Source organism: Nocardioides acrostichi, assembly GCF_015319165.1.
GTDB classification, from domain to species: domain Bacteria; phylum Actinomycetota; class Actinomycetes; order Propionibacteriales; family Nocardioidaceae; genus Nocardioides; species Nocardioides acrostichi.
Window position 1 is genome coordinate 142,364 of record NZ_JADIVZ010000005.1, and the last position, 14,781, is coordinate 157,144.

The 14,781-nt window shown below is 68.5% G+C and carries 14 protein-coding genes; 1 reads left to right on the forward strand and 13 read right to left on the reverse strand.

Annotated elements, in window-relative coordinates; all coding sequences use genetic code 11:
* Nucleotides 1-5: 5 nt before the first annotated feature.
* The 10 genes from ISG29_RS12205 to rplJ form a co-directional block, all read right to left on the reverse strand.
* Nucleotides 6-1,445 (reverse strand): MCE family protein, encoded by a 1,440-nt coding sequence (locus ISG29_RS12205; protein WP_194503709.1) that lies wholly within the window; start codon nt 1,443-1,445, stop codon nt 6-8.
* Complete coding sequence (locus tag ISG29_RS12210; RefSeq protein WP_194503710.1) at nt 1,442-2,581, reverse strand: MCE family protein; 1,140 nt, start codon at nt 2,579-2,581, stop codon at nt 1,442-1,444. Before ISG29_RS12210 ends, ISG29_RS12205 begins: the two co-directional genes overlap by 4 nt.
* Complete coding sequence (locus tag ISG29_RS12215) at nt 2,578-3,561, reverse strand: MCE family protein (RefSeq protein WP_194503711.1); 984 nt, start codon at nt 3,559-3,561, stop codon at nt 2,578-2,580. The genes ISG29_RS12210 and ISG29_RS12215 overlap by 4 nt, the downstream gene beginning before the upstream one ends.
* Nucleotides 3,558-4,592, reverse strand: a complete 1,035-nt coding sequence (locus ISG29_RS12220; RefSeq protein ID WP_194503712.1) for an MCE family protein — start codon at nt 4,590-4,592, stop codon at nt 3,558-3,560. Before ISG29_RS12220 ends, ISG29_RS12215 begins: the two co-directional genes overlap by 4 nt.
* Nucleotides 4,589-5,890 carry an MCE family protein gene (locus ISG29_RS12225; protein ID WP_328828946.1) on the reverse strand — a complete coding sequence of 434 codons (1,302 nt, stop codon included), beginning with the start codon at nt 5,888-5,890 and terminating at the stop codon, nt 4,589-4,591. Before ISG29_RS12225 ends, ISG29_RS12220 begins: the two co-directional genes overlap by 4 nt.
* A 4-nt stretch (nt 5,891-5,894) precedes the next feature.
* Complete coding sequence (locus tag ISG29_RS12230) at nt 5,895-6,722, reverse strand: MlaE family ABC transporter permease (RefSeq protein WP_194503713.1); 828 nt, start codon at nt 6,720-6,722, stop codon at nt 5,895-5,897.
* A 4-nt stretch (nt 6,723-6,726) separates the two neighbouring features.
* On the reverse strand, nt 6,727-7,512 hold the full coding sequence (locus tag ISG29_RS12235) for an MlaE family ABC transporter permease (protein WP_194503714.1): 786 nt from the start codon (nt 7,510-7,512) through the stop codon (nt 6,727-6,729).
* A gap of 16 nt (nt 7,513-7,528) precedes the next feature.
* Nucleotides 7,529-8,482: an ABC transporter ATP-binding protein gene (locus tag ISG29_RS12240; protein ID WP_194503715.1), complete on the reverse strand. Its 954-nt coding sequence runs from the start codon at nt 8,480-8,482 to the stop codon at nt 7,529-7,531.
* A gap of 319 nt (nt 8,483-8,801) precedes the next feature.
* Nucleotides 8,802-9,191: a 50S ribosomal protein L7/L12 gene (gene rplL, locus ISG29_RS12245; RefSeq protein WP_194503716.1), complete on the reverse strand. Its 390-nt coding sequence runs from the start codon at nt 9,189-9,191 to the stop codon at nt 8,802-8,804.
* Between the two features lie 79 nt (nt 9,192-9,270).
* On the reverse strand, nt 9,271-9,912 hold the full coding sequence (gene rplJ / locus ISG29_RS12250; protein WP_194503717.1) for a 50S ribosomal protein L10: 642 nt from the start codon (nt 9,910-9,912) through the stop codon (nt 9,271-9,273).
* A 260-nt stretch (nt 9,913-10,172) separates the two neighbouring features.
* On the opposite strand from rplJ, the gene ISG29_RS12255 reads away from it, so the two are divergent.
* A complete protein-coding gene (locus ISG29_RS12255; RefSeq protein ID WP_194503718.1) occupies nt 10,173-11,450 on the forward strand; it encodes an aminotransferase class I/II-fold pyridoxal phosphate-dependent enzyme in 1,278 nt (425 codons plus the stop codon).
* Nucleotides 11,451-11,572: 122 nt separating this feature from the next.
* Here ISG29_RS12255 and ISG29_RS12260 read toward each other — a convergent pair whose 3' ends face one another.
* The 3 genes from ISG29_RS12260 to ISG29_RS12270 are packed head-to-tail and all read right to left on the reverse strand — an operon-like array spanning nt 11,573 to nt 14,645.
* On the reverse strand, nt 11,573-12,172 hold the full coding sequence (locus tag ISG29_RS12260) for a TetR/AcrR family transcriptional regulator (protein ID WP_194503719.1): 600 nt from the start codon (nt 12,170-12,172) through the stop codon (nt 11,573-11,575).
* A complete protein-coding gene (locus ISG29_RS12265) occupies nt 12,147-13,148 on the reverse strand; it encodes a hypothetical protein (RefSeq protein WP_194503720.1) in 1,002 nt (333 codons plus the stop codon). Before ISG29_RS12265 ends, ISG29_RS12260 begins: the two co-directional genes overlap by 26 nt.
* 3 nt (nt 13,149-13,151) lie before the next feature.
* Complete coding sequence (locus ISG29_RS12270) at nt 13,152-14,645, reverse strand: FAD-dependent oxidoreductase (RefSeq protein WP_194503721.1); 1,494 nt, start codon at nt 14,643-14,645, stop codon at nt 13,152-13,154.
* Nucleotides 14,646-14,781 lie beyond the last annotated feature (136 nt).

Genomic DNA, 14,781 nt, shown 5'->3' on the forward strand with positions numbered 1-14,781 from the left:
CACCTTCACTGGGTCACCATCCCGGGGACGAGCATCGAGACCAGGCCGGGGTCGAACATGTCCTGGAGCTGACCGTAGGTGGGGCCGCGTGGGCCGGTGTCCATCGGTAGGGCGCCGGCGCGGCCGAGCCCGGGCAGGGTGGGCAGTACGCCGCCCAGGCCGCCACCGGATCCGCCGGAGCCGCTGTTGCTGCCCGGCAGTTGCGGTAGGCCGGGCAACAGGTTGAGCGCGGTGCAGACGGCGACGTCCTTGTTCTTCGGCTTCTGGCACTCCTCACGCAGCTGGAGCAGCAGTTGGGCGTCGTTCAGCACCTTCTGGCAGGCCTTGGAGTTGATGTTGCCGCTTTGGAGGCACTTGGTGACGGCACCGAGCACGGCGGTCGGGTCGAGCTCGGTCGGCAGCAGGGTGGGCAGCGACGTCGGCAGCCCGGTGATGCCGAGGGAGAGGTCGAGGTCCAGCTCGATGGAGAGGTTCGTGTAGTCGCCCATCTGGAGGTTGCGGGCGACCTGTGGATCGCGTCCGACGACCTCGTCGACGAACGGGTAGGTGAGGAAGACGTTGAAGGAGTTCACGAACGCGCTGCCGGCGTTGGCGAGCTCGGTCAGGATCGGCCGCAACTGCTTCAGCGTGGTGATCGTGTTGGCCTTGGTCTTCTTGATGACCCGCACGCCGACCCCGCCGAGACGGTCGAGGGCCTGGAGCATCGTGACCAGGTCCGAACGCTGGCGGTTGATCGACCGCAGGGCGCTCGGCAGCTCGTCGAGGGCGTTGTTGATGGTGCCCTGCTGCCGACGCACCGAGACGGCGAGCCGGTTGAGCTTCTCGATGGCGTTGACGATGTCGGCCTTGTTGTCGTCCAGCGTGCTGGCGAAGGTGTCCATCTGCTGCAGCACCGAGCGGGTGGAGTCCTCGCGGCCCTCGAGGGCCTTGTTCAGCTCAGCGGCGATCGTCTTGAGCTGGGCGACACCGCCACCGTTGAGGATGAGGCTCAGCGCACCGAGCACCTCCTCGACCTCGGGGTTGCGGCCGGTGCGGTCCAGGCCGATCACGTCGCCGGTCTCGAGCTTGTTGTCGCTGGCCCCGCTGCGAGGCGCCGAGAGGTCGACGAACTTCTCGCCGAGCAGGCTGGTCTGCCGCAGCTGGGCGACCGCGTTGTCGGGCAGGTCGACGTCGTTGTTGAGCTCCATCGTGACGACGGCCGTGTAGCCGTCGAGCTCGATGTCGGTGACCCGGCCGACCGACACGTCGTCGACCTTGACCGTCGACTTCGGCACGAGGTCGAGCACGTCACCGAACTGTGCCGTGATGACGATCGGGTCGCTGCCGACGTCGGGACCGCCGGGCAGCGGCAGCGAGTAGACGTCGAAGTCGCACGCGCTGGCACCCAGGCAGAGCGCGAGCAGCACGACGGCCAGTCGCGCGCGACGCAGGCCTCGGGCGATCACTGGTGCACCTCCGCGAGTCCGCCGAGCGTCGGGTCGTAGAGATCCGGCGTCTGCGGCATCTTGCCGTTCTTGACCAGGGCACCGGCCCGGGGCAGCACGCTACTGATCGAGTCGCACAGCTGGCCGGAGGTGTCGACCTGGTTCAGCACCGTGCACAGCACCAGCGCCGGGTCGGAGCCGATCTGGTCGATGAAGTTGCCGAGGTTGGCGTTGGTGTCGAGGGTTCCAGCCTGCGGGTTGTAGGTGAGGTAGAGGTTGTTGAGGGCCAGCGGCGCGGTGTGCAGCGTCTCGTCGAGCTCGCTGCGACGCTTGACCAGCACCTTGGCCACCCGGTTGAGCTTGGTGATGTCGCGCCCCAGCACTCCGCGGTTGGTCTTCACGAAGGTGTTGACCTGCCCCAACGCGACGCCCAGGTTCTTGATCGAGGACGCCAGCTCGGTGCGCTCACCGGCCAGCAGGTCCGAGACGTTGGCCAGGGACTGGTTGAACTGCCGCACGGTGGTGTCGTTCACGGCCAGGGTGTTGACGAACTTCTCCAGCTCTGCGGTGGAGTCGAAGAGGGCGTCCTTGTTGTCGTCGAGGGTCTGCGTGAGCTTGGCGACATCGCTGATGGTCTGCCGGAAGGTCGCGCCCTGCCCACCGAAGTTCTTCGCGGTGACGTTGAGCAGGTCGGTCAGCGCACCCCGCTTGTTGGCCCCGTTCGGGCCGAGCGCGACGGTGAGCCGGTCGAGGCTGCCGAAGATCTCGTCGAGCTCCAGCGGCGTGGAGGTGCGGTCGACACCGAGCACCTTGCCGCTGGTCAGCACCGCGCCGCCGTCGTAGGCGGGGGTCAGCTGCACGTACCGGTCGCCCACGATGGAGGGCGCGATGATGACGGCCGAGGCGTCGGCCGGCACCTTGACGTCGGCGTCATAGCTCATCTTCACGATGACGTCGGTACCCGACGGCGTCACGGAGTCGACCTTGCCGACCGGCACCCCGAGCACGCGGACGTCGCTGCCGACGTAGAGGGAGACCGTGCGCGGGAAGGCCGCGGTCAGGGTCTTCTGCTCGGGTCCACGCGTGAAGTAGTAGAGCGCTCCGGCGACCAGGGCCAGCACGATGACCGGCAACACGAACTTACGAGCGGCGCTCATCCGACACCACCTCCGTTGCCGAGGTCCGGGACGGTCAGGGGGAAGTTCTGGATGTAGGTGTCGAACCACGGGCCGTTGCCGAGCGTGCTCGCGAACACGCGGTAGAACGGCGCCATCAGCCGCAGGCTGTTGTCGATGTTGTCCTCGTTCTTGTTCAGCACATCGAGCACGCCCTCGACTTGGGAGAGCGCCGGCTTGAGGTCACCGCGGGTCTTGCGCACCAGATCGGTGAGCTGCACCGAGAGCTGACTGGTGGAGACCAGCAGCTGGTGGATCTCGTCGCGCCGCTCCACCAACGCTTGGAAGAGCACGTTGGAGTCCTTCATCAGCTTGATGATGTCCTGGTCGCGCGCGTCGAGCACCGTCGAGACCCGCTTGAGGTTGGTGAGCAGCCGATTGATCTGCTCGTCCTTGGCCGCGACGTTGCGCGAGAGCCGCGAGACCCCGTCGAGAGCCGCCTTGAACTCCCGCGGTGTGTTCCGGGTCAGGTCGGCCAGCGTGGTCAGCGACCGGGTCAACTGCTTGGTGTTGATGTCGGAGGCGGTGTCGGCCAGGCCCTCGAAGGCGTCGACGACGTCGAAGGGACTCGTCGTGCGGTCGACCGGGATGACGGTGCCCGCTTTCATCTGGCCCGACCCGGCGGGGTCCAGCGCCAAGAACATGTCGCCGAGCAGGGTCTTGACCCGGATGGCAGCAGCCGAGGTGGGGCCGAACTGGGAGTCGGTCTTGATGCGGAAGCCGACCTTGACGACGTTGCCGTCGAGCTCGATGCTCTCCACCTTGCCGACGCGCACGCCGGCGATGCGGACCTCATCGTTGACGCGCAGTCCGCCCGCCTCGGAGAAGTCGGCGTAGTAGGTGTCGCCACCGCCGATGAGCGGCAGATCCTGAGCACGGAACCCGGCCAGGAGCAGGAGGGCGAGGACGGCGATGCCGACCGCACCGATGATCACGGGGTTGCGTTCGCGGAAAGGCTTCATCCGAGACTGCACCTCGCTCCACCCACGTTGTAGTTGACCGGCAGCGACTGGCCGCCGGGGAGCCGGACCCGGCCCTGGAAGTGGCAGAGGTAGAAGTTGAACCAGGATCCGTAGATCGCCGTGCGACCCACCTTGTTGAGCTTGATGGGGAGCACCTGGAGCGCGCGGTCGAGCTCGGCCTTGTTGCGGTTCACGTTGCCGGCGAACCTGCGCAGCTGCTTGACGTCGGTGACGAAGGGATCCTTGACCCCGTCGACGAGGTCGGCCGTCTGCACGGAGAGCTCCGAGATCTGGTCGAGGGAGTCGAGGATCGGCCCGCGGTCCTTCTTCAGGCCGGCCACGAGCTGCTTGAAGGTGATGATGAGGTCGGAAAGCTGCTTGTCACGGTCGGCGATGTTGTCGAGCACCTCGTCGAGGTTCGTGATGAGGGAGCTGATCACCTTGTCGCGGTCGGCCAGCGTGCTGGTGACCGACGCGGTGTGCTGCAGCAGGCTCTCCAGCGTGCCGCCCTCACCCTGGAAGACCTGCACCACCTCGTAGGAGAGCTGGTTGATGTCGTCGGGCGAGAGGGCAGCGAAGAGCGGCTTGAAGCCGTTGAAGAGCACCGTGAGGTCGAGCGCGGGCGAGGTGTTGCGCACGTCGATGGTGGAGTCCTCGGGCAGCGCCTTGGTGTCGCCCACCCGTTGGTCGAGGGCGATGTAGCGCTGACCCACCAGGTTGCGGTAGCGGATCGTCGCGTGCGTCGCCATGGTCACCGGGACCGTCGTGTCGACGTCGAAGGTGATGAGCGCTCGGGTGCGGTCGACGATCGAGACGTCCTTGACCGTGCCGACCTTGACGCCGGCCACCCGGATGTCGTCGCCGGTGTTCACACCCGTGGCGTCGACGAACTCCGCCTTGTACTCCTTGGTGTCGCCGAAGCTCAGGTTGCCGACCGCGACGGCCAGGATGCCGGTGGCCAGCGTCGTGACGACGACGAAGACGGTCAGCTTGACCAGGTCGACGGAGGTCTTGAGGTCGAGCAGCTTCACTGGACGTCCACCTCCGCCCCGCGCGCCATCGGCCCGATCAGGAAGGGTCCGAGGTCGGGGACGTCGGACTCCTCGACTCCCATGCCGGGCGCGATCAGGGCCTTGAACATGTCGGTCTCCTGCTCGGAGCCGACCCACCCCGGCGCGGAGGACGCCCGCTGGGCGAAGCCCGGGACGACGCGGTCGGTGCCCTTGCCGGTGGGGGTGTCCACACCGTCGTCCATGTTGGGCTGCTGACGCACGGGGTTGTTCTGGCTCCAGGGCGGGTTGGGGAGATGGAGACACGTCGGGCCGCGGTTCTCGCCGTAGTGCGGCTTGTCGGCCGGCGTGTAGCCGCGGGGCTGGTTCGGCAGGGTCTCGAGCACGATGTGGAGCGTGAAGTCGCGGAACGCCTCGGCCTGGAGCTTGCCGGCGTTCACGAGTCCACGCATCAGGCAGCCGAACTCGGGGGCGTACTGGGCCAGGGTCGTGGTCTGCGGCACGCTCACCTGACCGAAGCGCACGAGGTTCTGCTCGTTGTCGGCCAGGAACTGTCGGGTCGTGTTGGAGAAGCCGGTGACGTTGGTGAAGAGGTCGTTGAGCTTGGCCTCACGGTCTTCGAGCGTGGTCGTGGTGGTGATGGTGTTGCGCAGGATCCTGCCGACCTGGGGCAGCACGTCGGCGTAGGTGTCGGAGACCTGCGCGGTCAGGCGGAGATCCTCGACCAGCGCCGGCAGCTGCGGATTGAGCTTCTTCAGGTAGGCGTCGAACGTCTGGAGCGTCTGGCCGAGCTGCTCGCCGCGGCCCTCGAGCGCGTTCGAGAGCGCCGTCAGCGTCATGTTCAGGTCGGCTGGACGCACCGTGCGCAGCAGCGGGTAGAGGTCGTTGAGCACGGCCTCGACCTCGGTGGCGATCTTGGTCTGGGAGATGGTGGCGCCCGGCTCGAGGTGGTCGGACTGCGAGGGCTCGGAGCCCTGCGGGATGTCGAGGGCGACGTACTTCTCGCCGAAGAGCGTCTTGGGCAGGATCGAGCCGGTGACGTCGGCAGGGATCTTGTCGATCTCGCTGGGGTAGATGCCGAGCGTGATGTCGACGCTGTCGTCGTCGGTGGGGGCGAAGTCGAGCACCTCGCCCACGATGACACCGCGGACCTTCACGTCACCGCGTGGCGGCAACTGGAGGCCGAGGGTGGACGACTCGAGCGTGACCTTGTCGTAGTCGGTGAACTTCTTGGTGAAGATCGCATAGGTGAGCCAGACGCTGCCGAGGGCCAGCGCCAAGAACATGATGCCGAGGAGCTTGAACTGTCGCAGGATCACGTCGTCACCCCGCCAGCCGGACGGTGGTGGTGGTGCCCCAGATGGCCATCGAGAGCAACAGGTCGATGACGTTGACGGCGACGATCGAGGTACGCACCGCGCGACCCACGGCCACGCCCACGCCGGCGGGGCCGCCGCCTGCGGAGTAGCCGTAGTAGCAGTGGATGAGGATCACCGTGACGGCGAAGACCAGAACCTTGCCGAACGACCAGAGCACGTCGCCGGGCGGGAGGAACTGGAAGAAGTAGTGGGAGTAGGTGCCCGGGCTCTGGCCGTAGAACTGCACGATGGTCAGCTGGGTCGCCCAGTAGGAGAACACCAGGCCCACGACGTAGAGCGGGATGATCGCGATCAGGCCGCCGACGATGCGGGTGGACACGAGGTACTGCATCGAGGGGATCGCCATCACCTCGACGGCGTCGATCTCCTCGGAGATGCGCATGGCGCCTAGTTGGGCGGTGAAGCCGCAGCCGACCGTCGCGGCCAGCGCGATGCCCGAGACCAGCGGGGCGATCTCGCGGGTGTTGAAGTAGGCGGAGACGAAGCCGGCCAGCGGCGCCGTGCCGATCTGGTCGAGGGCGGCGTAGCCGGAGAGGCCGACCTGGGCCCCGGTGAAGAACGTCATCGCGAGGATGACACCGACGGTGCCGCCGATGACGGCCAGGGCGCCGGAGCCGAGGGTCACCTCGGCGAGGATGCGCAGCACCTCCTTCTGGTAGCGCACCGCGGACGCCGGTGCGGCGGCGAGCGCGCGCAGGTAGAAGGAGAGCTGCTGACCGAGGTCGTCGAGCGCCGACATCGGCTTGGCGTAGACGGACTTGATGCTGGCCATGACCTCAGCCCGTCTTCGGGGGTACGACCTGGAGGTAGATCGCACTCAGGACGAAGTTGACGACGAACAGGAGGACGAAGGTGATGACGACGGACTCGTTCACCGCGTCGCCCACGCCCTTGGGGCCTCCACCGGCGTTCATGCCCTTGTAGGAGGCGACGACAGCGGCGATGAGACCGAAGATGACCGCCTTGACCAGGCCGATCCACAGATCGGGCAGCTGGGCGAGGGCGGTGAAGCTGGCGATGTAGGCGCCGGGCGTGCCGTCTTGGAGCAGCACGTTGAAGACATAGCCGCCCGCCACACCGACGACGCTGACCAGGCCGTTGAGGAACAGCGAGACCAGCATGGCGGCGAGCACGCGCGGGACGACGAGGCGCTGGATGGGGTCGATGCCCAGCACCATCATGGCGTCGAGCTCCTCGCGGATCTTGCGGGCGCCCAGGTCGGCGGCGATGGCCGAACCGCCCGCGCCGGCGATGAGGAGCGCCGTCGCGATGGGAGCGGCCTGCTGCACCACGGCGAGCACGGAGGCCGCGCCGGTGAACGACTGCGCACCGAACTGTTTGATGAGGCCCCCGACCTGGAGCGCGATGACGGCTCCGAAGGGGATGGCGACCAGCGCCGTCGGGATGATCGTCACCGAGGCGATGAACCACGCCTGCTGGATGAACTCCCGCAACTGGAACGGTCGCCGGAAGAGGCCCCGCAGTACGTCGAGCGCGAACGCGAAGAGCGTGCCTGCGGCGCCGACCGGCGCGAGCACCTTGCTCGCGGTCAGGTTGGCCACGTGTGTCGAGCCCTCCTCAGACGGCCGTGGTCATGGACATGTTCTCCTCGAAGGAGCCCGGAGGCGGCGTGATGCCGTTCTCCTTGCACCACGCACCCGGCTCACGCTGGGAGCGGCGAGGAATGCCGTTCGAGGGCTCGAGCTGCATCGGGATCGGCGGCAGCGGGGGCAGTTCCTGATCGGCCTCGGCCGCCAGCTCGTCGGCGTCCTTCTCCTCCGACATGCCGATCGGGCCGACCCGCTGGGCGTTGAGGAACTGACGTACCACCGGCTCCTCCGAGCTGAGCAGCATCTCGCGCGGGCCGAACATCGCCAGGTGCTTGTGGTAGAGCAGACCGATGTTGTCGGGCACCGTGCGCGCGGTGTTGATGTCGTGGGTCACGATGAGGAACGTCGCGTCGATCTGGGCGTTCAGGTCGACGATGAGCTGGTTGAGGAACGCCGTGCGCACCGGGTCGAGGCCGGAGTCGGGCTCGTCGAAGAGCACGATCTCGGGGTCGAGCACCAGGCCGCGGGCGATGCCGGCGCGCTTGCGCATGCCACCGGAGATCTCGCCGGGCAGCTTGTCCTCGGTGCCGAGAAGGCCGACGAGGTCCATCTTCTCCATGACGATGTTGCGGATCTCGGACTCGGACTTCTTGGTGTGCTCGCGCAGCGGGAAGGCGATGTTGTCGTAGAGGTTCATCGAGCCGAACATGGCGCCGTCTTGGAACAGCACGCCGAAGAGCTTGCGGACCTCGTAGAGCTCCTTCTCCGAGCACGAGGCGATGTCGGTGCCCTGGATCACGATGGAGCCGCGGTCGGGCTTGAGCAGACCGATGAGGGTCTTGAGGAACACCGACTTGCCGGTGCCGGACGGGCCGAGCATCACGCAGATCTCGCCGGCCGGGATCGTCAGGGTGACGTCACCCCAGATCAGGCTCTTGCCGAAGCTCTTGGTCAGGTTCTCGACCTTGATCTCGGTGCCCACGCACACCACCCCTTGCCGTCACGGCCCTGCTGGACCTCGCCTTGACAACCCCATGCACCCCGGACGCTGACTCATGGGTAACAACGCCCGTGCACCCGCGAGGTTACGTGGTCGGCGTCACTTCGTCACGTCGATCGGAAACTTCGTCACCGTACTGCGACCTGCCGCGACCTGCGAAGACTCCTCTCACCCCTCCCCCAGGCTTCGCTGCCCGCTCGGGGTCGGCGAGGCCCCGAAACGCAACAGGGCGGCACCCGTCCGGCGAACCGGAGGGTGCCGCCCTGGGCGACGTCGAGACGTGCTCGACTCGTGGAGGTCGTTACTTGACCGACACGGTGGCGCCGGCGCCCTCGAGGGCCTCCTTGGCCTTCGCGGCGGCGTCCTTGTCGACCTTCTCGAGGACGGCCTTGGGGGCCGCCTCCACGAGCTCCTTGGCCTCCTTGAGACCGAGGGAGGTCAGCGCGCGGACCTCCTTGATGACGTTGATCTTCTTGTCGCCGGCGGCCTCGAGGACCACGTCGAACTCGTCCTGCTCGGCGGCGGCGTCGTCGCCACCGCCACCGGCCGGGGCGCCTGCGGCGGCCACGGCGACGGGAGCAGCGGCGGTCACGCCGAAGGTCTCCTCGAACTGCTTCACGAACTCGGAGAGCTCGATGAGGGTCATCTCCTTGAAGGCGTCAAGGAGCTCGTCGGTGCTGAGCTTGGCCATGGTGGCTCTACCTTTCTGGTGTGGCCGGGGCGACCGGCCGGGTTTCAGGTGGTGATGTGCTGCCGAACGACCTGGTCGGTCAGGCGTCGGCGGAGTCCTCTACCGGGGCGTCGTCGGCCGGGGCGGCGTCCGCTGCGGGAGCCTCCTCGGCAGGGGCGCTCTCGGTGGCGACGGGCTCGCCCGCACCACCTGCGAGGATCGAGGGATCCTGCTCGGCCTTGGCCTGGAGCGCACCCGCGAGGCGGGCGGCCTGGCTGAGCGGCGCGTTGAGCAGGTAGACGGCCTGGCTGAGGGACGCGAGCATCGCGCCGGCCAGCTTGCCCATGAGTACCTCGCGGGACTCCAGGTCAGCCAGCTTGGCGATCTTGGCCGCGTCCAGCGGCTCGCCGTCGAGGATGCCGCCCTTGATGATGAGGGCGGGGTTCGCCTTGGCAAAGTCACGCAGGCCCTTGGCCGCCTCGACGACGTCGCCGTTGATGAAGGCGATCGCGGTCGGGCCGGTCAGCAGGTCGTCGAAGCCGGAGATGCCGACCTCGGTGGCGGCCAGCTTGGCCAGCGTGTTCTTGACCACGGCGTACGTGGCGTTCTCTCCGAGGGAGCGTCGAAGATCCTTCAGCTCCTTGACGGTGAGACCGCGGTAGTCGGTCAGCACGGCACCGGCGGAGTCGTTGAACGAGTCGACGATCTCCGCGATGGCCGCTTGCTTGTCTGGCCGCGCCATGGGTCTCCTCTGAGTGTGCTGGAAGACCGCGGGGAGCCCGTCGAACGACGAACGCCCCGGGCGCAGGCTCAGGGCGTGGAATGCGGTTCACGAGGAATCGCATCAATGCTCTGCATCCTGCGCTGGCTGCCCGCTCTCGCGGAACCTTCGCCCTGGCTGCTCGCACAGCCGGGGAACCGGCGGTCTCTGGTTACGAGGCCACACGCTACGTCGCCCGGGGCGATGCCGACAAATCGAGCGAGGCTGGCAGGATCTGGGCCATGACCGCCGCTGCGCCGCTCGCCTCCCTCTCCCCCGCCGACCTCGCTGCCTTCCGGGCGCAGAAGCAGGCGGACTACGACGCGTTGTGCGCGCGGGGGCTGGCGCTGGACCTGACCCGTGGGAAGCCGTCGAGCGCCCAGCTCGATCTCTCCGACGGTCTGCTCTCGCTGCCGACGTCAACCACGGACCGCTCGGGCGCCGACGTGCGCAACTACGGCGGTCTCGAGGGCCTGGCCGAGCTGCGGGAGATCTTCGCGGAGCTGCTCTGGGTCGAGCCGGAGCAGGTGGTCTGCGGCGGCAACTCGAGCCTCACGATGATGCACCAGACGATCGTCGACCTGCTGCTGTGGGGCGGGCCGGGTTCGGAGCGTCCGTGGAAGGACGAGCCGGCCCTGAAGTTCGTGTGCCCGGTGCCGGGATACGACCGCCACTTCTCGATGCTGGCCGACTTCGGCATCGAGATGGTGACCGTGCCCATGAACGCCGACGGCCCCGACGTCGAGGCGGTCAGGGCCCTGGTGGCCGACGACCCGAGCGTCAAGGGTCTGTGGATCGTGCCGACGTACGCCAACCCCTCGGGCGCGGTGTGCAGTCGCGAAGTGGCGACGGAACTGATGTCGATGCCGACCGCGGCGCCGGACTTCCGCGTGTTCTGGGACAACGCCTACGCCTTCCACCACCTCACCGAGGACGAGGCGAAGTCGGCCGACGCGCTGGCGATCGCGAGCGGTTGCGGCCACCCCGACCGACCCCTCCTGTTCGCCTCCACCTCGAAGATGACGTTCGCGGGCGCGGGTGTGGCGGTCATGGCGATGAGCGCGGCCAACAAGGCGTGGTTCCTGAAGCATCTCGCCATGGCCTCGATCGGCCCCGACAAGATCAACCACCTGCGCCACGTCGAGTTCTTCGGCGACGCCGACGGGGTGCGGGCGCACATGCGCCGGCACCGCGACATCATCGCCCCCAAGTTCGAGGCCGTGGACGCCGCGCTCACCACGGGCCTCGGCGGGCTCGGGATCGCGGAGTGGTCCAAGCCCACCGGCGGCTACTTCGTGAACCTCGACGTGCTCGACGGCACCGCGACCCGCATCATCCAGCTCGCGAAGCAGGCCGGCATCGCACTGACCCCCGCCGGCGCCTCGTTCCCGCACGGCGACGACCCGCGCGATCGCAACATCCGCCTGGCCCCCACCTTCCCGCCGCTGGAGCAGGTCGAGACCGCCATGGCCGGGGTGGCCACCTGCGTGGCCCTGGCCGCCGCCGAGTCCCTCAGCTGAACCACGAGGGATCCCGGTCGTCCCTCGAGGAGTTACTCGTTGCTGCTCGAGGGGTCGATTGCACGCGTCTGGCGCAACGTCTGGCGCGCTGGACGGCGACCTGCTCTGCGACGCAGGCGCCCTCAGCTCGTCGCCGGCGCAAGCAGCGCCGGGGCCACCCAACGCCGCAGGTAGGCCCGCAGCTCCTCGCCGTCGCGCGGCGGATCGGAGGGGTGTTCGAGCAGGGAGAGGAACGTGCGCAGCATGAACTCCACCAGCCCGGTCATCTCGATCTCGTCGTAGCTCCACTCGATCGGGAACCGGTGCAGCACGGCCAGCCCGAAGTCCATGGCCGTCGACGAGGTCGCGCGGCGGGAGAACAACTCGGTCTCCCCGGTCTGGAGCAGCAGGCCGATGTGGGGCTCCTCGGCGATGTGCTCGATGGTGTGCGCGATGGCCTCGACGAGCGCCTCGCCGGGCTCACGGATGTCGGCGACGTGCGCGGTCAGGCGGTCGAGGAACTGCTCGGCGCCTGACTCGCCCACCGCGACGAGCAGGTCGGCGATGCTGCTGAAGTAGCGGTACACCGTCTGTCGGGTGACGCCGAGCTCGTTCGCGACGTCGGCCAGGGTGGTCTTCGCGGCGCCGTGACGCTCGACGCAGCGGCGGGTCGCGGCGACGATGCGCTCGCGCGCCTCGGCCTCGTCTCGCGGCAGGTCACCCTGCCAGCCCCGCGTCCTCACGCGGCGATCCTCCCACGGACACTTCGCGCTCGCTCGCCCCAGACGACGCCGCTCGCCGCTGCGCGTAGGGCAGGGCCACCAGCGTCGCGAGGGCGAGGAGCCCGAGTGCCTGGACGCCGATGTAGAGCGTGAGGCCACCCTCGTAGACGGCGTTGGCGATGACCATGGCCCCCATGGCGGCCACGTAGCCGGCCACCAGCCCCACCGCGCCACCCTGGGCCCTCGGCCGCCCGGTGGCGATGGCGCGTATCGCGACCCCCCAGGCCACGACCGCGAGCACGCCCATGAACGGCCACTGCGGCCAGCCGGCGAGGGTCACCCCGAGCAGCGGCAGGTGCAGCAGGGGGCCGACGACGTTCAACCCCCCACCGATGCCCAGGGAGCCGAGCAGCAGGCGGCGCGGGGTCGCGGTCGCCGTGGGAGCGAACCGGTAGACCGCGAAGAGGAAGGCGGCGCCCCACGTGGTCTGCCACCAGGCGTCCATGGCCGGCCACCCCTGCCACAGCTGGTAGAGGTTCCAGTCACCCCAGGTCCACCACACGACGTGTCGCAGACCGCCCTCGATGATGTAGGGCGCATCGAGGGCCAGCATGATGGCGCCGCCGGCGATCGCGCGCTGGAGGAGCGCGGTGATACCGAGGGAGTCGACGATGCGGAAGCCGGTGTAGAGCATCACCGGATAGAAGATCGGCACGTAGCTCGGCATCAGCGTCGCGTCGCGCAGTCCGGGCACCCAGCCCCAGTCGAGCATCAGCACGAACGTGCCCTGCTGATAGCTGTTGTGGATCATCATCCCGGAGAGCTCCAGGAACAGCCCGTACCACAGCGCCGCGACGAGCACGAGGACGTCGATCCGGCGACCACGACGCCACGCCACCACGGCGCACCCGCTGGCGAGGGCGAACATGCCGAGGAACATCAGGTCCATGAGGTTCTTCTGCCAGACCAGGTCGGCAGGGTCGGTCCAGCGCAACACGGGTCAGCTCCTGCCGACGAGGTGGTCGTGATTCATGGCAGGCGGTTCGCCGAGCAGGTCGTAACCGGCGGGCAGGGAGGTGCGGCCCAGGCGCGAGCGCACCCAGAAGCGGGCAACCCCGACCAGGAAGCGCGGGTTGCGCACCATCTGCCCCAAGGACTCCTCGAGGTTGAAGACCCGGCCGAAGTGCTGCTCGACGGCCGGATCCTCGCGACCGGCAGCCGAGACCAGCGCCAACGCCGGCCAGGCGATGCGCATGGCGATCCTGCGCCTCCAGGCCGCTGCGGTCTCGGTGCCCTCCGCGTGGTCGTAGCCCTGGTCACGGGCCACCGCCAGGGTCCAGGGAACCTCCAGGAACCGGCGGTGCTCCCTCGAGAACGTGCGATGGAACGCCGGGTCGACCGACGAGGTCTGCGCCAGGCGGTCGGCGAGGATCACCGCCGAGCAGGCGGCCGCGCTCATGCCTTGTCCGTAGAGAGGGTTGAACGCGCACGTCGCGTCGCCCAGGCTCACCAGCCCGGTGGGCGGGTGCTCCATCTCGTCGTAGCGCCGCCACCGGTTGCCGGTCGAGCGGGTCACGAAGACCTCAGAGGTGGGCTCGAGCTGCTTCATGACCCCGGAGAAGTACGGCGTGCGGGTGCGCTCGGCCGCCGCCTCGAAGTCCGTGACGGTGCGGGGCATCTCGTGGCCCCACGAGCCCATGAACACGATGCGCGCATCGTGCTCGATCGGGAAGACCGTGCACAAGTAGTCGTGCTCGACCGCGTGCGGACCGCTCTGGTTGGTCGGCAACAGCGCGAGGTGCGACCACCACCACCCGGGCCGCTGCTCGCCCTCGGGCATCGTGTACCACCGCGAGGAGTACACGGCCTTGGCGTCGAGGGTCAGCTCGCGTGGCGCGGCCCAGCCGGCCTCGACGAGCCAGCCACCCACCGAGGAGCCGCGCCCCAGGCAGTCGACCACCAGGTCGGCGCGCAGCTCACGTTCGCCACCTGCGGCGTCGCGCCAGGTGACACCGGTGACCCGACCTCGCGCCGTGCCGCCGTCCGCGGTCAGCAGGCCGGTGGCCTGCGCGCGCTCGTGGAAGACGACGTTCGGCAGCGCCTTGGCACGATCGCGCAGACCTCGCTCCAGCAGCACCCGCGAGGAGTAGAGCATCGTCATCTGGCCCGTCACGCGCGGGGCCCAGCCGGCATGCTCGCCGTAGGCGGTCTCGGCGGCAGGGTTGCGCACGACCGCGCCGAGACCGACGAGCTCCTCCTCGATCCCGGGGTAGAGCCGACCGATCGCCGTCCTCCCGGCATTGAGGAGGAAGTGCGGATGCTTGCTCTGCGGGGCCCCGCGTCGGTGCTCGGCATCCGCGGGCAGGTCGTCGCGCTCGAGCACGACCACCTCGGCGAAGTGCGGGGCGACAGCGGCTGCGGCGCAGAGTCCCGCGACGCTCCCCCCGAGCACCACGACCCGCTCGCCGACCCTCCCGGCCCGTGCGTCCGTCATCCTTGACCTCACGATCATACGTTTTGCGTTCTTCCGTATGACCATAGGTTCAGGCGTGCGGCCCGTCAAGATCCGCGAGGGTCGCGAAAAGACCCTCGAGGGGTCACTCCCCACCACGATGGCGGCGTCGGAAGTG